Genomic DNA, 20790 nt, shown 5'->3' on the forward strand with positions numbered 1-20790 from the left:
TATCAGTGGATAAATTTCAACTGACACACCGCTATCGGGAGCAAGCCCCCTCCCACATTTGGATCACATATCTGGCCTAGTGGCCACCTCTTGGCCTAGACTGGCCCGCATCAGCTGTCCTGCGCATCTGCTTTTAAGGCCTCTTGCATGTCCGATCCTCGCTACCAGATCGACGTCAGCGTCGTTACCCGCTTCCTGGCGGACCAATCCCAACCTGAACACAACCGCTTTGCCTTTGCCTACACCATCACGGTGAAAAACAACGGGCTGGTGCCGGCCAAGCTGCTGTCGCGCCATTGGGTGATCACCGACGGTGATGGTCAGGTCGAAGAAGTACGCGGCGCGGGTGTTGTCGGCCAGCAACCGTTGATCGACATCGGCGCCAGCCATACCTACAGCAGCGGCACGGTGATGACCTCCAAAGTCGGCACCATGCAAGGCACCTATCAAATGAAAGCGACCGACGGCAAGCTGTTCGACGCGATCATCAAGCCATTCCGCCTCGCCGTACCCGGAGCCCTGCACTGATGGCAACGTATGCGGTCGGTGACCTGCAAGGCTGCCTGGAGCCCCTCAAGTGCCTGCTCGAACGCGTCACGTTCGACCCGGCAACCGATCGCCTTTGGTTGGTCGGCGATCTGGTCAACCGTGGTCCGCAGTCCCTGGAAACCTTGCGCTACCTCTATAAGCTGCGTGATTCGCTGGTCTGCGTGCTGGGCAACCATGACCTGCACCTGCTCGCGGCCGGCCACAACATCGAGCGTCTGAAAAAAGGCGATACGCTGCGGGAAATCCTCGAAGCGCCGGACCGGGCCGAGTTGCTGGAGTGGGCGCGCCGACAAAAGCTCATGCATTACGACGAGGCCCGCAACATCGCCATGGTCCATGCTGGCATCCCACCGCAATGGACGTTGAAAAAAGCCCTCAAGTGCGCAGCCGAAGTCGAAAGCGCCCTGGCCGATGACAACCTCTACACCGCCTACCTCGACGGCATGTATGGCAACGAGCCGATGAAGTGGGACAGCGACCTCAGCGGCGTTGCCCGCTTGAGGGTGATCACCAACTACTTCACGCGCATGCGCTTTTGCACGGCCGAGGGCCGACTGGACCTCAAGAGCAAGGAAGGCGCCGATACCGCGCTGCCTGGCTATAAACCCTGGTTTGCGCACAAGGAACGCAAAACCCGTGACACGAAAATCATCTTCGGTCATTGGGCCGCCCTAGAAGGCAAATGCGAAGAACCCGGCGTGTTCGCCCTCGACACCGGCTGCGTGTGGGGTGGTGCCATGACCCTGATGAACATCGACACCGGCGAGCGCATCAGTTGCCAGTGTGAATCCCCCGTATCCAATACACAGACGGCCGCCGCCAAGCCCTAGGAGCCCGCCATGACAGAATTCAAACGTATTCCCCCCGAACAAGCCCAGGCCCTGCGCGAACAAGGCGCTGTGGTCGTCGATATCCGTGACCAGCCTACGTATGCCGCTGCGCACATTGCCGGCGCCCGGCATCTGGACAACGTCAACATCGCCGACTTTATCCGCGCCGCCGACCTCGACGCGCCGCTGATCGTTGCGTGCTACCACGGCAACTCCAGCCAGAGCGCAGCGGCTTATCTTGTCAGCCAGGGTTTCTCCGACGTCTACAGCCTGGACGGCGGCTTTGAGCTGTGGCGTGCGACCTATCCTGCGGAAATATCTTCAGGCGATTCGCAATAATTTTTTTCACACCCCGCTACCCCGCGTGACGCTTGGGCTTGCGCCGTTTCTGACGAACGGCGCGGCCAAACTAATTACGCATCGCGCCTTGACCTCCCCGATTCCGAACTATCCTTAAGCGCAGGCCATCCAAATCAGGGGAGAGCCGGTACACCGGCGTGCGGGTCATCGGTAGCGTTTCAGGGTGTTCTGGGGGGAAAACAGCTATTGGCGAACGTCAATGACTGCCAGCATCGACTGATTGATCCGGCGTCGGCTCCACGTATCGAGCGAGGTGACGACGTCATGAGTATCTTTAGCCACTTCCAACAACGTTTCGCGTCCACACAGGAGGAGGAACTCACGCTTCAAGAGTACCTCGAACTGTGCAAACAGGATCGCAGTACCTATGCGTCTGCCGCCGAACGCCTGCTGCTGGCAATCGGCGAGCCGCAGTTGGTGGAAACCGCCAACAACTCGCGGCTGTCGCGAATATTCTCCAACAAGGTGATCCGCCGCTATCCGGCCTTTGAAGACTTCCACGGCATGGAAGAATGCATCGACCAGATCGTCTCCTACTTCCGCCATGCTGCCCAAGGCCTGGAGGAAAAGAAACAGATCCTCTACCTGCTCGGCCCCGTCGGCGGTGGCAAGTCGTCCCTGGCCGAAAAACTCAAGCAACTGATCGAAAAGGTGCCCTTCTACGCGATCAAGGGCTCGCCGGTGTTCGAGTCGCCCCTGGGCCTGTTCAACGCCACCGAAGACGGCGCCATCCTCGAAGAAGACTTTGGCATCCCTCGGCGCTATCTCAATACCATCATGTCGCCCTGGGCCACCAAGCGCCTGTCCGAATTCGGTGGCGATATCAGCCAGTTCCGCGTGGTCAAGCTCTACCCGTCGATCCTCAACCAGATCGGCGTCGCCAAGACTGAACCGGGCGACGAGAACAACCAGGACATCTCCGCACTGGTGGGCAAGGTCGATATCCGCAAACTGGAAGAATTCCCACAGAACGACGCCGATGCCTACAGCTACTCGGGCGCGCTGTGCCGGGCCAACCAGGGCCTGATGGAATTCGTGGAGATGTTCAAGGCGCCGATCAAGGTGCTGCACCCACTGCTCACGGCCACGCAAGAAGGTAACTACAACAGTACCGAAGGCCTGGGCGCGATTCCATTCACTGGGATCCTGCTGGCTCACTCCAACGAATCGGAGTGGCACACCTTCCGCAACAACAAGAACAACGAAGCCTTCATCGACCGTATCTACATCGTCAAGGTGCCGTACTGCCTACGGGTCAGCGATGAAATCAAGATCTACGACAAACTGCTGTTCAACAGCTCCCTGGCCAAGGCGCATTGCGCACCCGACACCCTGAAGATGCTCGCCCAGTTCACCGTGCTGTCGCGCCTCAAGGAGCCGGAGAACTCGAATATCTACTCGAAAATGCGCGTGTACGACGGGGAAAATCTCAAGGACACCGATCCCAAGGCCAAATCGATCCAGGAATACCGCGACACGGCGGGCGTCGATGAAGGCATGAACGGCCTGTCGACGCGTTTCGCGTTCAAGATCCTGTCCAAGGTGTTCAACTTCGACCCTCACGAGATCGCCGCCAACCCGGTGCATTTGCTGTACGTGCTGGAGCAGCAGATCGAACAGGAACAATTCCAGGCCGAAACCCGCGAGCGCTATCTGCGCTTCCTCAAGGAATACCTGGCGCCGCGCTACATCGAATTCATCGGCAAGGAAATCCAGACCGCCTACCTAGAGTCCTACAGCGAGTACGGCCAGAACATTTTCGACCGCTACGTGCTGTATGCCGACTTCTGGATTCAGGACCAGGAATACCGCGACCCGGAAACCGGCGAAATCCTCAACCGCGTGGCACTCAACGAGGAGCTGGAGAAAATCGAGAAACCCGCCGGCATCAGTAATCCGAAGGATTTCCGCAACGAAATCGTCAACTTCGTGCTGCGCGCCCGCGCCAACAACAACGGCAAGAACCCAACTTGGCTCAGCTACGAGAAGCTGCGGGTGGTGATCGAGAAGAAAATGTTCTCCAACACCGAGGATCTGCTGCCGGTTATCAGCTTCAACGCCAAGGCGAGCAAGGAGGATCAGCAAAAACACAACGACTTCGTCACACGAATGGTCGAGCGCGGCTACACCGACAAACAGGTACGACTGCTCTCCGAGTGGTACCTGCGGGTGCGCAAATCGCAGTAAGGCAGCGACAGGCGGCCACTGCCAGGCATCCGGCCTGGCAGTCGACCGCTTGTCCCTAAGCTTCCAGCTCGCGGCTTGAAGCTTGTAACGTGAAGCTGCCCGGAGGGCTCCCCATGAGCTATGTGATCGACCGACGCCTCAATGGCAAGAACAAGAGCACGGTAAACCGCCAGCGGTTCCTGCGGCGTTACCGTGACCATATCAAAAAGGCCGTTGAAGAGGCCGTCAGCCGCCGCTCCATTACCGACATGGAACATGGCGAACAAATCAGCATTCCCGGACGGGACATCGACGAACCCGTGCTGCACCACGGCCGGGGCGGTAAGCAAACCGTGGTGCATCCGGGCAACAAGGAGTTCACCACGGGTGACCACATTCAGCGCCCGCAAGGTGGCGGTGGGGGCAAGGGCGCGGGCAAGGCCGGTAACTCCGGCGAGGGCATGGACGAGTTCGTGTTCCAGATCACCCAGGAAGAATTTCTCGAATTCATGTTCGAGGACTTGGAACTGCCCAACCTGGTCAAACGCAACCTGACTGGCACCGACACGTTCAAAACCGTGCGTGCGGGTATCAGCAACGAGGGCAACCCGTCGCGTATCAACATCATCCGCACCCTGCGCTCAGCCCACGCCCGGCGTATCGCCCTGTCAGGAAGCAGCCGTGCAAAATTGAAGCAGGCCAAGGAAGAGTTGGAGCGCCTGAGGCGCGAAGAACCGGACAACTTCGGCGATATCCAGGAAATAGAGGCAGAGATCGAGAAGCTCAGCGCGCGCATTCATCGCGTGCCGTTCCTCGATACCTTTGACTTGAAATACAACCTGCTGGTCAAGCAGCCCAACCCGAGTTCCAAGGCCGTGATGTTCTGCCTGATGGACGTGTCCGGCTCCATGACCCAGGCCACCAAGGACATTGCCAAGCGCTTCTTTATCTTGCTGTACCTGTTCCTGAAGCGGAACTACGACAAGATCGAGGTGGTGTTCATCCGCCATCACACCAGCGCCCGGGAAGTGGACGAAGAAGAATTCTTCTATTCCCGCGAAACCGGCGGCACTATCGTCTCCAGCGCCCTGAAGCTGATGCAGGAAATCATGGCCGAGCGCTACCCGGTCAATGAGTGGAATATCTACGCGGCCCAGGCGTCCGACGGGGACAACTGGAACGATGACTCGCCGATCTGCCGCGACATCCTGATCAACCAGATCATGCCTTTCGTGCAGTACTACACCTACGTCGAAATTACCCCCCGTGAGCACCAGGCGCTATGGTTCGAATACGAGCGCATCGGCGAAGCCTTTGCCGATACGTTCGCCCAACAGCAACTGGTCTCGGCCGGCGATATCTATCCGGTCTTCCGTGAACTCTTCCAGCGCAGGTTAGTGTCATGACCGCCAAAAAAGAGCATAAGCGCCAACCTATTTCCACCGGGTCCGAGTGGACCTTTGAACTGATCCAGGCCTATGACCGGGAAATCAGCCGCATCGCGGCGGGTTATGCCCTGGACACTTACCCCAATCAGATCGAAGTGATCACCGCCGAACAGATGATGGACGCCTACGCCTCCGTCGGTATGCCGCTGGGTTATCACCATTGGTCCTACGGCAAACACTTTCTCAGCACCGAAAAGTCCTATACCCGCGGCCAGATGGGCCTGGCCTACGAGATCGTGATCAACTCCGACCCGTGCATCGCTTACCTGATGGAAGAAAACACCATCTGCATGCAGGCGTTGGTGGTGGCCCACGCGTGCTACGGGCATAACAGCTTTTTCAAGGGCAACTACCTGTTCCGCACCTGGACCGATGCCAGTTCGATCATCGATTACCTGGTGTTCGCCAAGCAGTACATCATGCAATGCGAGGAGCGCCACGGCATCGACGCGGTGGAAGACCTGCTCGACTCCTGCCACGCGTTGATGAACTACGGCGTTGACCGTTACAAACGCCCCTATCCGATTTCGGCCGAAGAAGAACGTCTGCGTCAGAAGGAACGTGAGGAGCACTTGCAGAAACAGATCAACGATCTGTGGCGCACCATTCCAAAGCGCGCCGGCAAGAACAGCGACAAGGACAATGCACGCTTCCCCGCCGAACCTCAGGAAAACATCCTGTATTTTCTGGAAAAACATGCGCCACTGCTGGAGCCATGGCAACGCGAAATCGTGCGCATCGTGCGCAAGATCGCCCAGTACTTTTATCCCCAGCGCCAGACCCAGGTGATGAATGAGGGCTGGGCGACGTTCTGGCACTACACGCTGATGAACGACCTGTACGACGAGGGCCTGGTCACCGACGGGTTCATGATGGAATTCCTCACCTCCCATACCAGTGTGGTGTTCCAGCCCGGTTTCGATAGCCCGTACTACAACGGCATCAATCCCTATGCGCTGGGCTTTGCGATGTATCGGGATATCCGGCGCATGTGCGAACACCCCACCGAGGAGGACCGTCGCTGGTTCCCGGAAATCGCTGGCAGCGACTGGCTCTCCACCATCAAGTTCGCCATGAGCAGCTTCAAGGATGAGAGCTTCATCCTGCAGTACCTGTCTCCCCAGGTGATTCGCGACCTCAAGCTGTTCAGCATCATGGATGACGACCTCAAGGACGACCTGGTAGTGCCGGCCATTCATGACGAACCCGGCTACCGGACTATCCGCGAGACCTTGGCGGCGCAATACAACTTGGGCAACCGCGAGCCCAACGTACAGATCTACAGCATCGACGTGCGGGGTGACCGCTCGCTGACCTTGCGTCACCAGCAGCACGACCGCAAACCCTTGGGCGAATCCACCGAGGAGGTGCTCAAGCACTTGCACCGGCTGTGGGGCTTCGATATCCACCTGGAAACCCTGCAGGGCGACCAAGTGGTGAAAACCCACCATGTTCCCCCGCGCAGCGATCATAACGACACCGACTACGGCCGTCTGGACCTGGCCGTCGTGCATCTCTGAAACGGCAAAGCCTCCATTGGCCCGGCGCAGACGGTATCCTGTGCCGCTAATGGAGGCTTTTTCATGAAAATCTACAAAGTCGGCGGTGCCGTGCGTGATCGCCTGCTGGGCATCGAGGTCATCGATATCGATCGCGTCGTCGTTGGCGCCACCGTCGAAGAGATGCAGGCCAAAGGCTTCAAGCCGGTCGGCGCTGACTTCCCTGTGTTCCTGGACCCGAAAAACGGCGATGAATACGCCCTCGCCCGCACCGAGCGCAAAAGTGGCAGGGGCTACGGCGGCTTCGTGTTTCACGCCAGCCCCGACGTCACGCTGGAAGAAGACCTGGTTCGTCGCGACCTGACCATCAATGCCATGGCCGAAGATGATGAGGGCAATCTGACTGACCCCTACCACGGCCAACGCGACCTGGAAGCACGCGTTTTACGTCACGTTTCGCCCGCGTTCGCCGAAGATCCCCTGCGAGTGCTGCGGGTTGCGCGGTTTGCCGCGCGTTATGCGCACCTCGGATTCAGCGTGGCTCCCGAAACCCTGGCACTGATGCGTCAGCTCAGCGAATCCGGCGAACTGGAAGCGTTGACGCCGGAGCGCAGTTGGAAGGAGATTTCCCGGGCATTGATGGAAGACCAGCCCCAGGTGTTTATTCAGGTGCTGCGCGACAGCCATGCGCTGAAAACCCTGATGCCGGAAGTGGATGCGCTGTTCGGCGTACCGCAGCCCGAAGCCCATCATCCCGAGATCGACACCGGCGTGCACACCCTGAGCGTGCTGGAACAGGCTGCAGTGCACAAACAACCGCTGAGCGTACGCTGGGCCTGCCTGCTGCACGACCTGGGCAAAGGTCTGACGCCTGTGGATAAGTTGCCGCAGCACATTGCCCACGAACACCGGGGCTTGAAGCTGATCAAGGCAGTTAATGAACGTTTCAAAGTGCCAAAGGATTGCCAGGAATTGGCGTTGCTGGTGGGCCAATATCACACCCACGGGCATCGCGCCCTGGAGCTGAAGGCATCGACGCTATTGGAGTTGCTGCAAAGTTTTGACGTCTACCGTCGACCGCAACGCTTCGAGGAATTCGTGGTCGCCTGCGAGATGGATGCGCGGGGCCGCAAGGGTCTTGAACAGCGCAGTTATCCACAGGCAGATTATTTGCGGGGCGCGGCGAAGGCTGCGCGCGAGGTGGCAGTGGCGCCCTTGCTGGAAAAAGGCTTCAAAGGCCCGGAGCTGGGCGAGGCGCTCAAGCGTGAACGGCTTAACGCACTAAAAGCCTACAAAGAACAACACAAGCCTCTGTAGGAGCGAGCTTGCTCGCGAAGGACATCAGCGATAACGCAGCGCCCTCTGGTTTTTCGCGAGCAAGCTCGGCTCCTACAGAAGCACGTCTGCCGTGAGTTGCCGGCCCTGCCACTCAAACGCCACAGGCGCGAGCACCTGATCGATCTGCGCATCGCGCCACAGCGCAGCCATGGTCTTGCCCGCTTCAGGATGCACCCGATCCGGTGCCATCATCGACAGCGGCCACAATACGAAAGCGTTTTTCAGGATCTCAGCCCGCGGCAGGATCAAACCGTCGAAATTACCCACTAGATCGCTATACAGCAGCACATCGATATCCAGGGGCAGCCCCTTACGATCTGGCGCATAGCGGCCGTTGTCGGCCTCGATGGATTTCAACCGACGGTCCAGCTCCATCAACGACAGGTCGGTCCACGCCGACACCACCAGATTGAAGAACGGCCCGCTCTTGATACCCACCGGCTGGCTTTCGAACACCGCCGAACAGCGCATGCCCGTCAAAAAGCTCGCCAGCGCATCGAGTCCCGCACGTAAATTGAGCTCGCGCTCGATATTACTGCCCAGGCCAAGGTAAACCTGAGTCAGCGACATCCGCGCTCGATCTCCACGCCCACGCCTTTGGCCGCCGGGACGGCACCTGGCTTGGTCAATTTGAGGTGCAGCCAGGGAATCTGGAATTCACTCATCAACACTTCGGCCAGGCGTTCGGCGAAGGTTTCCACCAGCTGGTACTGGGACTGCTCGGCAAAGGCCTGGATACGCGCGGACACGCTGGCATAATCCAATGCCAAGGTCAGGTCGTCGCCAGCGGCGGCCGGACGGTTATCCCAGGCAAAGCTCAGGTCCAGGCGCAGGCATTGACGGATTCCGCGCTCCCAGTCGTAGGCTCCGATCACGGTGTCGACTTCCAGGCCTTCGATAAACACTCTGTCCAAGCACTCTTCTCCGCAGCACGACAAGGGCGCGATGCCCCGTTAGAATCAGGGCGTCCTCGCCCGGAATAGTTAGCATGTTTTGGTCACTGGCGATTCTCGCCTACCTGCTCGGCTCGCTGTCCTTTGCCATTTTGCTCAGCCGCCTGACGGGAAATCCCGATCCGCGAATGAGTGGCTCAGGCAATGCCGGTGCCACCAATATGTTGCGCCTGGCCGGCAAGAAACTCGCCGTGCTGACGCTGCTGGGCGACATCTGCAAGGGCCTGCTGCCCGTACTGCTCGCCAGCCTCGTCGGCCTTACCCTGCAACAGCAGGCCTGGGTGGGCGTATGCGCCGTCCTGGGCCATCTGTTCCCCCTGTACTTCCGCTTTCGCGGCGGCAAAGGCGTCGCCACGGCGGCCGGCATGCTGCTGGGGATCTACCCGCCGGCAGCGTTGCTGGCGGTGCTCGCCTGGCTGCTGACGTTCTACCTGACCCGCACCAGCTCGTTGGCTGCGCTGATCGCCACACCGCTCACCCTGCCATTACTGGCCTGGCAAGCACCGGCGGCGCTGCTGCCGATGAGCGTGCTGACACTGCTGATCGTCTGGCGCCACCGCGGCAATCTACGCGACCTGTTTGCCGGGCGCGAACGGCATTTCTAAGGGCCGTCCAGGCTAACCCTTACAGCGGCGACAACTGCTCCATCGGCCAACGCGCCTGCACGCTGATCGCCAGGCTCTCATGCTGCCCGGCTTGCAGGCGTTGACAACCAGCGTAGGCGATCATCGCGCCATTGTCGGTGCAGAACTCAGGGCGCGCGTAGAACACGTCGCCGTTCATCTCACCGAGCATTTTCTCCAACGCGCTGCGCAAAGCCTTGTTGGCACTGACGCCGCCAGCAATCACCAGGCGCTTCATGCCTGCCTGCTTCAGGGCGCGCTTGCACTTGATGGTCAAAGTCTCCACCACGGCCTGCTGGAACGCCAGCGCAATGTCGCAACGGGCTTGCTCGCCATCGTCTCCGGCGCTGACGCTCTGCTGCCAGGTATTCAACGCTGAAGTTTTCAAGCCGCTGAAGCTGAACATCAGCCCCGGGCGATCGCACATCGGCCGTGGGAACGTATAACGGCCGGCTACGCCTTTTTCGGCAAGACGGGCGATTTCCGGACCACCGGGGTAATTGAGCCCCATCATCTTCGCGGTCTTGTCGAATGCTTCGCCTGCGGCATCGTCCAGCGACTCGCCCAACAACGTGTATTGGCCGATGCCGTCGACCTGAACCAGCTGCGTATGCCCCCCCGAAACCAACAAAGCGACGAACGGGAACGCTGGCGGTGTTTTTTCCAGCATCGGTGCCAGCAAATGCCCTTCCATGTGGTGCACACCGAGGGCCGGAATCCCCCAGGCAAACGCCAGCGCCTGGGCACAGGAAGCCCCAACCAGCAGGGCTCCGACCAATCCCGGGCCTGCGGTATAGGCAATCGCGTCGATCTCGGTCGGCACGCAGCCAGCCTCATCCAACACCTGGCGAATCAACGGCAGCATGCGTTTGACGTGATCACGGCTGGCAAGCTCCGGCACCACGCCGCCATAGGCACGGTGCAGGTCGATCTGACTGAACAGCGCATCGGCCAAAAGCCCGCGTTCACTGTCGTAAAGTGCGACACCGGTTTCGTCGCAGGAGGTTTCAAGTCCCAGTACTAGCATGGGTTTGCGCCTTGTAGAGGCTGAATTCGAAGGCGCGCATAATAGTCGTCACTCCCCCTCCCGACTAGCGGTTTTCGATCAGAGGCTTTGCATTCCTGCCAATGAGGGGTTAACATCCGCAACCCTTAAAAACCGACGACCTCAGCCGCGAATTGTTTGCGACGAGAACGTTGATCCCGGTAATGAAAGAAGGTAGCTCTGGATGCCAGCCGTCAAAGTAAAAGAGAACGAACCCTTCGACGTAGCTCTGCGTCGTTTCAAGCGCTCCTGCGAAAAAGCCGGTGTTCTGGCTGAAGTTCGTAGCCGCGAATTTTATGAGAAGCCAACTTCTGAGCGTAAGCGTAAGGCAGCAGCCGCTGTTAAGCGTCACGCCAAGAAAGTTCAGCGCGAACAGCGCCGCGCCGTTCGTCTGTACTAATACACAGACGTTCGTAGCAAGCTTCTGCCAAGCCCGGCCCTCAGCCGGGCTGTTGGCATTTGCGGATATCGCTTGGTGCTTCATCGTCGACGCCGCACACGCGACCGAGACACTGCTTCACACGTCAGGACTGGCTCTTTTGCCAGCGGTGCACGTCTCTTCTGACGAGCCTAACAAGGCTACTGACGAGCACACCTATTCTTCAAGCAGGCGATCAACTGTGTCGACTGTGCCCATCAATGAGCTTCCGAGACCGCTCACAGGTCAAGACCGGACTCACGGGCAACTTTTATTCGTCGGACACTGATAGAGACTAACGTCAGCGAATGTTCGGCAGATACACTCCCTGACACCCCATGCAGACGATAATGCTCGAGCGCCCAACGTGCGCTTGAACATTTCACGGGCCCTCATTTACACGCAGTGATGACGAGAACGCCATGGCCGGGCTGATTCCCCAGAGCTTTATTGACGACCTTCTGAACCGCACCGACATCGTCGATGTTGTCAGCTCACGCGTGCAACTGAAAAAAGCCGGCAAGAACTACACCGCCTGCTGCCCGTTCCATAAGGAAAAAACCCCGTCGTTCAGTGTCAGCCCGGACAAGCAGTTCTATTACTGCTTCGGTTGCGGCGCCGGCGGCAACGCCCTCGGCTTCCTGATGGACCACGACAACCTGGATTTCCCCCAGGCCGTCGAGGACCTAGCGAAAGCCGCCGGCATGGAAATCCCCCGCGAAGAAAGCGGCCGCGCGCACAAACCGCGCCAACCCACCGACTCGCCGCTGTATCCGCTGCTGACCGCCGCTGCCGATTTCTATCGGCAGGCGCTTAAAAGCCATCCGCAGCGCAAAGCCGCTGTCGATTACCTCAAGGGCCGGGGCCTCACCGGTGAAATCGCCCGGGACTTCGGCCTCGGTTTTGCCCCGCCCGGCTGGGACAACCTGTACAAGCACCTGAGCAGCGATACGCTCCAGCAAAAAGCCATGATTGACGCTGGCCTGCTGATTGAAAACGCCGAGACCGGCAAACGCTATGACCGCTTCCGTGACCGCGTGATGTTTCCGATCCGCGACAGCCGCGGCCGCATCATCGCGTTCGGTGGCCGAGTGCTGGGGGACGACAAGCCCAAGTACTTGAACTCCCCGGAAACCCCGGTTTTCCATAAAGGCCAGGAACTCTACGGCCTGTTCGAAGCGCGCAAGAACAACCGCAACCTCGACGAGATCATCGTGGTTGAAGGCTATATGGACGTCATCGCCCTGGCCCAGCAGGGCCTGCGCAATGCGGTGGCGACCCTCGGCACAGCCACCAGCGAAGAACACATGAAGCGCCTGTTCCGCGTGGTGCCCAGCGTGCTGTTCTGTTTCGACGGCGACCAGGCCGGCCGCAATGCCGCCTGGCGCGCGCTTGAGGCCACGCTGTCGAGCCTGCAGGACGGGCGCCGTGCACGCTTTTTGTTCCTGCCCGAAGGCGAAGACCCGGACACCCTGGTGCGCTCCGAAGGCACCGACGCGTTCCGGGCGCGTATCAATCAACATGCACAACCGCTGGCGGACTATTTTTTCCAGCAGTTGACCGAAGAGGCCGACCCGCGCTCGCTTGAAGGCAAGGCCCATATGGCCACCCTCGCAGCGCCGTTGATCGACAAAGTCCCAGGTGCCAACTTGCGCACCCTGATGCGCCAGCGCCTGCTGGAAATCACCGGATTGAGCGGCGAGGCCGTGAGCCAGCTGGTGCACAGCGCTCCTCAGCATGCGCCGCCCGCCTACGACCCAGGCATGGATTACGACGCCATGCCGGACTATGCCGACTTCCACCAACCGCAGGAGGCGTTTACGCCCCAGCAGGAGTGGACGCCGAAGAAGCCCGGGGCCGGCGGCAAGAAGTGGGACAAGAAGCCCTGGAGCAAGAATGGCAAGCGCGGCGATCGCGATGAGGCTTATGCCCCGCGCACGCCGGTTGCCGTAGAAGCGCCGACACTGATTGCGTTGCGCACGCTTATCCACCACCCGCAATTGGCGGGCAAGGTAGAAAGCGCCGATCATTTTGCCAACGAGAGCAACACCTACGCTCAGGTGCTTATCGCCCTGATCGAGGCCGTGCAGAAAAATCCTAAGCTAAACTCAATTCAGCTGATGGCTCGCTGGCATGGCACGGAACAGGGCCGCCTATTGAAGGCACTCGCGGAAAAGGAGTGGCTAATTGACGGCGATAACCTTGAACAACAGTTTTTAGACACCATTAACAGGTTATCCGCGGGTCAACATACACAGACCCTCGATGAGCTCATCAAGAGAGCAAGACAGCCGGGATTGTCGGCTGAAGAGCAGATTCAGATAGCAAAACAGATGCGCGACCTCTTAAAACAGAACGTTTGCACATCAAACCCGACCTCAGCTGGCGTGTGAGGTCATAGCTCGGGTATAATCCTCGGCTTGTTTTTTGCCCGCCAAGACCTTCAGTGGATAGGGTGTTATGTCCGGAAAAGCGCAACAGCAGTCTCGTATCAAAGAGTTGATCACCCTTGGTCGTGAGCAGAAGTATCTGACTTACGCAGAGGTCAACGACCACCTGCCTGAGGATATTTCAGATCCAGAGCAGGTGGAAGACATCATCCGCATGATTAATGACATGGGGATCCCCGTACACGAGAGTGCTCCGGATGCGGACGCCCTTATGTTGGCCGACGCCGATACCGACGAGGCAGCCGCTGAAGAAGCCGCTGCCGCGTTGGCCGCGGTGGAGACCGACATCGGTCGCACGACTGACCCTGTGCGCATGTATATGCGTGAAATGGGTACCGTCGAGTTGCTGACACGCGAAGGCGAAATCGAAATCGCCAAGCGTATCGAAGAGGGCATCCGTGAAGTGATGGGCGCAATCGCGCACTTCCCTGGCACGGTTGACCACATTCTCTCCGAGTACACTCGCGTCACCACCGAAGGTGGCCGCCTGTCTGACGTCCTCAGCGGTTATATCGACCCGGACGACGGCATTGCGCCGCCTGCCGCCGAAATACCGCCGCCTGTCGATCCGAAGGCGCCGAAAGCGGACGACGACGCCGACGAAGACGAGGCTGAAGCCAGCACCGACGACGAAGAAGAAGTCGAAAGCGGTCCAGACCCAGTCATCGCTGCCCAGCGTTTCGGTGCGGTTTCCGATCAAATGGAAATCACCCGCAAGGCCCTGAAGAAGCATGGTCGTGCCAACAAGCAGGCCATTGCCGAGCTGCTGGCCCTGGCTGAGCTGTTCATGCCGATCAAGCTGGTACCGAAGCAATTCGAAGGCCTGGTTGAACGGGTTCGTAGCGCTCTTGAGCGTCTGCGTGCACAAGAGCGTGCGATCATGCAGCTCTGTGTCCGTGATGCGCGCATGCCGCGTACCGACTTCCTGCGCCAGTTCCCCGGCCACGAAGTTGACGAAAGCTGGAGCGACGCCCTGGCCAAAGGCAAGGCGAAATACGCCGAAGCCATTGGCCGCCTGCAGCCGGACATCCTCCGTTGCCAGCAGAAACTGAGCGCACTGGAGGCTGAAACCGGCCTGACGATTGCCGAGATCAAGGACATCAACCGTCGCATGTCGATCGGTGAGGCCAAGGCCCGCCGCGCGAAGAAAGAGATGGTTGAAGCCAACTTGCGTCTGGTGATCTCCATCGCCAAGAAGTACACCAACCGTGGCCTGCAATTCCTCGACCTGATCCAGGAAGGCAACATCGGCTTGATGAAGGCAGTGGACAAGTTCGAATACCGTCGCGGCTACAAGTTCTCGACTTATGCCACCTGGTGGATCCGTCAGGCGATCACTCGCTCGATCGCCGACCAGGCCCGCACCATCCGTATTCCGGTGCACATGATCGAGACCATCAACAAGCTCAACCGTATTTCCCGGCAGATGTTGCAGGAAATGGGTCGCGAACCGACCCCGGAAGAGCTGGGCGAACGCATGGAAATGCCTGAGGATAAAATCCGCAAGGTATTGAAGATCGCTAAAGAACCGATCTCCATGGAAACCCCGATCGGTGATGACGAAGACTCCCATCTGGGTGACTTCATCGAAGACTCGACCATGCAGTCGCCAATCGATGTCGCCACCGTTGAGAGCCTCAAGGAAGCGACTCGCGACGTACTCTCCGGCCTCACTGCCCGTGAAGCCAAGGTACTGCGCATGCGTTTCGGCATCGACATGAATACCGACCACACCCTTGAGGAAGTCGGTAAGCAGTTTGACGTGACCCGTGAGCGGATCCGTCAGATCGAGGCCAAGGCGCTGCGCAAGTTGCGCCACCCGACGCGAAGCGAGCATCTGCGCTCCTTCCTCGACGAGTGATACCAGAACCCCCGGCCCAGGCCGGGGGTTTTGCTTTCTAACAATTACTTTCCACAGATAACTGCCCTGCCCCTCCCCTCCCCCGCAATGCCCGTCTACACTCGAGAAATTCCCCGTGCCATAACGAGACCGTTATGCCCAGATTGCCGACCGTGATACTGCTGTCGCTGCTGACCTGGACCGCAACGGCTGGCGCGTTGACTCTCACGGATGATGAGCGTAGCTGGCTGACGGACCATCAGGAGCTGCGCCTTGGGGTGGATGCGTCCTGGCCGCCCTTTGAATACCGCGATGAAGAGAGCCGCTACCAGGGCCTGTCCGCCGATTATGTGCGCCTGATCCAGGATCGCCTGGGCATCCGGGTCAAGCTGATCGAGCCGGCAAACTGGACCGCTGTGCTTGAGCAAGCACGCAACAGTCAGCTCGACCTGCTACCTGGCGTCATGTCTACCCCGGAACGCCAGAGCTTCCTGGCTTTCACGCGCCCCTATCTCGACTTTCCCATCGTGATGCTGGCCCATGAAGGCGGCGCCAAGCCGCGCAATCTCAACGACTTGTACGGACTGAAAATCGCAGTGGTGGAAAACTATGCGCCGCATGAATTACTGCGCACCCACCACCCGGACCTCAATCTCGTCGCGATGCCGAACGTCAGCTCTATGCTCCAGGCCCTGGCCACCGATGAAGTCGATGCGGTCGTCAGCGACCTGGCTTCCAGCGTGTGGAGCCTGCGCCAACTGAAACTCGATGGTTTGTACGTGAGCGGCGAAACGCCCTACCGCTATCAGTTGGCAATGGGCGTCCCGCAGGATGAGAAAATACTGGTGGGCATTCTGGACAAGGTCCTCGCCGATCTCAGCCCAGCCGAAACCGATGCGATCCAGCAGCGTTGGGTCGGCAGCTTCAGCGATCACCGCACGCTCTGGGCGGATTTGCTGACGTACGGTCTGCCTGCGGTATTGCTGCTGAGCACCGTGCTGGCCGTTGTGATTCGAATCAATCGTCGGCTCAGCTCGGAAATTTCCCGCCGAGTAGCCCTTGAGCAAGAACTGCGCAGCAGCGAGTACCACTATCGCGGCTTGGTGGAGAGCCTGTCCGCTATCGCCTGGGAAGCCAACATCAGCGATTTCACCTACAGCTACGTGTCGCCCCATGCTGAAGAATTGCTCGGCTACCCCCGCGCCCATTGGCTGATCCCCGGTTTCTGGCGCAACATCATTCACCCCGCCGACCTGACCCGCGCCGAAACGTATTGCTACCGTGAAACCCGCGCCAACCGTGATCACAGCATCGACTATCGCGTTATCACCGCCGATGGCCGCTGCCTGTGGGTACGCGACATTGTCAGCCTGATCGAATACGGCCATGAACCGGTGCTGCGCGGCTTGATGATCGACATCAGCGAAGCCAAGCGTACGGAAGAGGCACTGCAGCTGTCCGAGCAGAAGTTTGCCTCAGTGTTCCAGCAATGCCCGGACATCCTGGTGATCGCCCGCCTGTCCGACGGATGCCTGCTTGAAGTCAACAAGGCCTTTGAAGACCAGATTGGCCTGAGCGCCCAGGAGGTGGTGGGCAAAACCGCCACCGAGCTGAATATCTGGGGTGTTGAAGGCGTCGGTCCGGATTTGCTGCAACGCGTGCAGACCACCAGCATCCGCAACCTGGAGATGATTTTCTGGCGCAGCAATGGCCAGGCGTTTACCGGGCTTATTTCGACCGAGCCGTTCCAACTCGATACCACCGAGGCCCTGGTGGTCGTGGTGCGAGATATCACCCAGCTCAAGGAAACCCAACAGCAGTTGCAAACTTCCGAAGAGAAGTTTGCCAAGGCGTTTCATGCCTCCCCCGATGGTTTGTTGCTGAGCCGGCAAAGCGATGGGCTGCTGATCGAAGTGAACGAAGGCTTCAGCCACCTGACCGGCTACACCAGCGCCACGTCGCTCGACCAGTCGGCCCTGGACCTTGGCATATGGGTCGACCTCAATGAGCGCAAGCACATGCTCGAGTTGATGCAACGCGACGGCTTTGTCCGCGACTTCATCTGCCATATCCGCCACGTTGACGGCCAGATTCGCCTCTGCGAACTGTCCAGCCGCCCGCTGCCCATCGGTAACGAAAACTGCATGCTGACCATCGCCCGCGACATCACCGAACGCCAGCTGATGCAGGAAAAACTGCAACAAGCCGCCACGGTGTTCGAAAGCACCGCCGAAGGCGTATTGATCACCGACACGCGGCAGAACATCAGTGCAGTCAATCGCGCCTTCAGCGAAATCACCGGCTACAGCGAGGCCGAAGCGCTGGGCCATACCCCGCGCCTGCTCGCCTCCGGCATGCACGACAGCGCTTTCTATGCCGCGATGTGGCACCAACTGACGACCCATGGTCACTGGCAGGGCGAAATTTCCAACCGGCGCAAGAACGGTGAGCTGTACCCGAGCTGGCTGACCATCAGCGCCGTGCGCAATCGCGAGCAGGTGGTCACGCATTTTGTCGCCGTATTTGCCGACATCTCCAGCCTCAAGCTCGCCCAGGCGCGCCTCGACTATCAGGCCCATCACGACCCATTGACCGGCCTGCCCAACCGCACGCTGTTTGAAAGCCGACTACAGGCGGCCCTCAACGGCCAGCAGGAAAGCGGCAATCAAGGCGCGGTGTTGTTTCTTGACCTGGACCGCTTCAAACACATCAACGACAGCCTGGGCCACCCGGTCGGCGACCTGCTGCTCAAAGACATCGCCGTACGCCTCAAGGACCAGCTGCGCGATATCGACACCGTCGCCCGCCTGGGCGGCGATGAATTCATCATCCTGCTGCCCGGCCTGCACCAGGCCAGCGATGCGCAATACCTGGCGAACAAACTGCTCGATTGCTTCACACCGCCCTTCCAGGCCGGCGAGCACGAATTCTTTATCAGCGCGAGTATCGGCACAAGTTTGTACCCGCAGGACGGCACCGATGTCGCCACCCTGGTCAAAAATGCCGACGCCGCGATGTACCGTTCCAAAGCCAAGGGCCGCAACCGCGTTGAAAGCTACACCCGCGACCTGACGGCCCAGGCCAATGAACGCGTGGCACTGGAGCATGAACTGCGCCGCGCCATCGAACGTGAAGAGATGAGCCTGTATTACCAACCCAAACGCAGCCTGCTCACCCAGCAACTGATCGGCGCCGAAGCCTTGATACGCTGGCACCACCCGACCTTTGGCGACGTACCGCCGGAACACTTCATCGCCCTGGCCGAAGAGAACGGCACGATCCTGCAAATTGGCGACTGGGTACTGGAACAGGCCTGCCGACAGATGCACGCCTGGCAAGGCGCTTTCGATGATTTCGGGCCACTGTCCGTCAACCTCGCCGGCGCGCAACTGCGTCACCCCAACCTGCTGTCACGCATCGAACAACTGCTGCGCGACTACCGCCTGGAGCCCGGCTGCCTGCAACTGGAGATCACCGAAAACTTCATCATGAGCCAGGCCGAAGAAGCGCTGGACGTGCTGCACCAACTCAAAGGCCTGGGCGTGCAGCTGGCAATCGATGATTTCGGTACCGGCTATTCTTCCCTCAGCTACCTCAAGCGCCTGCCGCTGGACTTCCTCAAGATTGACCAATCCTTCGTCCGCGGCCTGCCCGACGACCCACACGACGCCGCCATCGTCCGCGCCATCATCGCCCTCGGCCACAGCATGCAATTCACCATCATCGCCGAAGGCGTGGAGAACCCCGCCCAGCAAGCCTTCCTCGCCGCAGAGGGCTGTGAACAGATGCAAGGCTACATCGTCAGCCTGCCCCTGCCACCGGAGCAATTTGCCGCAACCTTCCTTCGCACGAGGCAGAAGGATTTTTCGGATGGCACAGTGAACAAACCATCGTTATAATCCGCGACCTACTGAGGGCCTATAGCTCAGTTGGTTAGAGCAGGGGACTCATAATCCCTTGGTCGTAGGTTCGAGTCCTACTGGGCCCACCATACTCAAAGCCGCGCACTGCGCGGCTTTTGCCGTTTCTACACTCCGAAATGCTGGGCAAAAAATGCTCATGAAAAGCAAAAGTGTCCAAAAAATGTCCACATTCAAGCATCATAGGTTCAACGGCACGTGCATTACGGAATATCCACGCCGCCACTCCCGGTTCGTTTTTTAACGGTAACCTATAGCCGGTCCCGATCGATCTCATCCGCGATCTCAAGCAACTCCAAACCTGAAAACGAATACATTACGAAGCTCGACTTCATCCTAACGCCAGCGCGCAGGTAAGCCCTTATAGGCTTTTATCGGCGCATCCTGCTTAAGGCATGCCCATAGGTAAGCTGATAAGAGCACCTAAGCACACGTCCAGCTCACCCGGCATCTGTAGGCAAGACCTACTGCAACTCATTGCTGCTAACAAACTTTATTCCAACGCTTATTAGACTCTTCGCAGTCCTTAAACCACTTAACGAAGACATCCTGGCAATCCCAATCCGCCGAACGATGGAATTCATCCTGATTGTAATAACTTCCCTGCCTCATTAATTCCCAGGCACGGCTTGCAACCTTTAAAACTCTTACATCGGTATAAGAAGCGTTTCGCTGCAATAAAGCTTGAATCAGTATCTGAATATTGAGTTGCCCTCCTCCACTTGATGCGAACGAGCACAACAAATCACCCACTACAACCTTTAAAAATGCGCCATCATGCTTCTTAAAAACGACTCTACAAAACAGCTCACTCCGCTCGCTAGGACAGCATAGTATAAGCGGTGTGTAACCCTGCGAAAGGTAATGCTCGACCTCAGACGAACACAAATGAAAATTCAAAAAAATCCCTTTACTGACCCCGTCCAGATACTCTGGCCTTATAGAAAAATACGCTTCGAATTTTTTCAATACTTGAAGGGGGAATTCTTCAACACCTAACTCAAAACGTTCGAGACTGGAAACTTTTTCGATCTCTAATATTTCACTTAACTGTCTTAAGCTCAGGTTTAAAATTTCTGTGCGGATAAATTTTACTCTTGCTCCAAGCGACAATGCATACGGTGAGTCCGTCAATACAAGCGGCTGGATGCTTTGCGGGAAAAATAGGTTTTGCTTTCGGCTTTCACGCTTTTTCAACCAATCGGATACAAGCGTCGCCCCGATACCAGAAAATAGCCATTCAACCATAATAATCTCCACCAGAAATTTATTCTTATCACCCTCTTGACCGTATCACAACGCGCAAGAAACCTTCATAAAGATACATCCTATACCACTCCTTTGGCAGGCA

General features: G+C 58.5%; 16 protein-coding genes and 1 tRNA gene. 13 read left to right on the forward strand and 4 right to left on the reverse strand.

Annotated elements, in window-relative coordinates:
- Nucleotides 1-147 precede the first annotated feature (147 nt).
- The 7 genes from apaG to C4J84_RS23525 all read left to right on the forward strand — a co-directional run bounded on the left by apaG (nt 148) and on the right by C4J84_RS23525 (nt 8169).
- The gene (apaG, locus tag C4J84_RS23495) at nt 148-528 is read left to right on the forward strand and encodes a Co2+/Mg2+ efflux protein ApaG (RefSeq protein ID WP_124364650.1); all 381 of its coding nucleotides are present in this window, start codon (nt 148-150) and stop codon (nt 526-528) included.
- Nucleotides 528-1379 carry a symmetrical bis(5'-nucleosyl)-tetraphosphatase gene (locus C4J84_RS23500; protein ID WP_124372047.1) on the forward strand — a complete coding sequence of 284 codons (852 nt, stop codon included), beginning with the start codon at nt 528-530 and terminating at the stop codon, nt 1377-1379. The genes apaG and C4J84_RS23500 overlap by 1 nt, the downstream gene beginning before the upstream one ends.
- Before the next feature lie 9 nt (nt 1380-1388).
- Nucleotides 1389-1718 (forward strand): thiosulfate sulfurtransferase GlpE, encoded by a 330-nt coding sequence (gene glpE, locus C4J84_RS23505; RefSeq protein ID WP_124372048.1) that lies wholly within the window; start codon nt 1389-1391, stop codon nt 1716-1718.
- Between the two features lie 285 nt (nt 1719-2003).
- The gene (locus tag C4J84_RS23510; RefSeq protein ID WP_124368560.1) at nt 2004-3926 is read left to right on the forward strand and encodes a PrkA family serine protein kinase; all 1923 of its coding nucleotides are present in this window, start codon (nt 2004-2006) and stop codon (nt 3924-3926) included.
- Between the two features lie 113 nt (nt 3927-4039).
- Nucleotides 4040-5311 (forward strand): YeaH/YhbH family protein, encoded by a 1272-nt coding sequence (locus C4J84_RS23515; RefSeq protein WP_124368561.1) that lies wholly within the window; start codon nt 4040-4042, stop codon nt 5309-5311.
- On the forward strand, nt 5308-6873 hold the full coding sequence (locus C4J84_RS23520) for a SpoVR family protein (RefSeq protein WP_124364655.1): 1566 nt from the start codon (nt 5308-5310) through the stop codon (nt 6871-6873). Before C4J84_RS23515 ends, C4J84_RS23520 begins: the two co-directional genes overlap by 4 nt.
- A 63-nt stretch (nt 6874-6936) precedes the next feature.
- Entirely contained in the window at nt 6937-8169 is a 1233-nt protein-coding gene (locus C4J84_RS23525) for a multifunctional CCA addition/repair protein (RefSeq protein WP_124372049.1), read from the forward strand.
- Nucleotides 8170-8241: 72 nt separating this feature from the next.
- Here C4J84_RS23525 and folK read toward each other — a convergent pair whose 3' ends face one another.
- Both folK and folB read right to left on the reverse strand, forming a co-directional pair.
- The gene (gene folK, locus C4J84_RS23530; protein ID WP_124372050.1) at nt 8242-8760 is read right to left on the reverse strand and encodes a 2-amino-4-hydroxy-6-hydroxymethyldihydropteridine diphosphokinase; all 519 of its coding nucleotides are present in this window, start codon (nt 8758-8760) and stop codon (nt 8242-8244) included.
- Nucleotides 8751-9104, reverse strand: a complete 354-nt coding sequence (gene folB, locus C4J84_RS23535; RefSeq protein ID WP_015886183.1) for a dihydroneopterin aldolase — start codon at nt 9102-9104, stop codon at nt 8751-8753. Before folB ends, folK begins: the two co-directional genes overlap by 10 nt.
- Nucleotides 9105-9178: 74 nt before the next feature.
- Between folB and plsY the strand changes: the two genes are divergently transcribed.
- A complete protein-coding gene (gene plsY, locus C4J84_RS23540) occupies nt 9179-9748 on the forward strand; it encodes a glycerol-3-phosphate 1-O-acyltransferase PlsY (protein WP_124372051.1) in 570 nt (189 codons plus the stop codon).
- A 19-nt stretch (nt 9749-9767) separates the two neighbouring features.
- Here plsY and tsaD read toward each other — a convergent pair whose 3' ends face one another.
- The gene (tsaD, locus tag C4J84_RS23545) at nt 9768-10793 is read right to left on the reverse strand and encodes a tRNA (adenosine(37)-N6)-threonylcarbamoyltransferase complex transferase subunit TsaD (RefSeq protein WP_124364659.1); all 1026 of its coding nucleotides are present in this window, start codon (nt 10791-10793) and stop codon (nt 9768-9770) included.
- A gap of 202 nt (nt 10794-10995) precedes the next feature.
- Between tsaD and rpsU the strand changes: the two genes are divergently transcribed.
- From rpsU to C4J84_RS23570, 5 genes are all read left to right on the forward strand, one after another.
- Nucleotides 10996-11211 (forward strand): 30S ribosomal protein S21, encoded by a 216-nt coding sequence (rpsU, locus tag C4J84_RS23550; protein ID WP_002551877.1) that lies wholly within the window; start codon nt 10996-10998, stop codon nt 11209-11211.
- Nucleotides 11212-11651: 440 nt separating this feature from the next.
- Entirely contained in the window at nt 11652-13622 is a 1971-nt protein-coding gene (gene dnaG / locus C4J84_RS23555; RefSeq protein ID WP_124364660.1) for a DNA primase, read from the forward strand.
- A 67-nt stretch (nt 13623-13689) separates the two neighbouring features.
- Entirely contained in the window at nt 13690-15540 is a 1851-nt protein-coding gene (rpoD, locus tag C4J84_RS23560; protein ID WP_124364661.1) for an RNA polymerase sigma factor RpoD, read from the forward strand.
- A 134-nt stretch (nt 15541-15674) separates the two neighbouring features.
- Nucleotides 15675-19418, forward strand: coding sequence for a bifunctional diguanylate cyclase/phosphodiesterase (locus C4J84_RS23565; protein ID WP_124436169.1), 3744 nt, complete (start codon nt 15675-15677; stop codon nt 19416-19418).
- Between the two features lie 15 nt (nt 19419-19433).
- Nucleotides 19434-19510 (forward strand) — tRNA-Ile (locus C4J84_RS23570).
- Between the two features lie 412 nt (nt 19511-19922).
- Here C4J84_RS23570 and C4J84_RS23575 read toward each other — a convergent pair.
- A complete protein-coding gene (locus tag C4J84_RS23575) occupies nt 19923-20687 on the reverse strand; it encodes a helix-turn-helix domain-containing protein (protein ID WP_124372054.1) in 765 nt (254 codons plus the stop codon).
- Nucleotides 20688-20790: the final 103 nt, after the last annotated feature.

Origin of the sequence: Pseudomonas sp. R11-23-07 (assembly GCF_003852295.1) — a bacterium.
Classification (GTDB): domain Bacteria; phylum Pseudomonadota; class Gammaproteobacteria; order Pseudomonadales; family Pseudomonadaceae; genus Aquipseudomonas.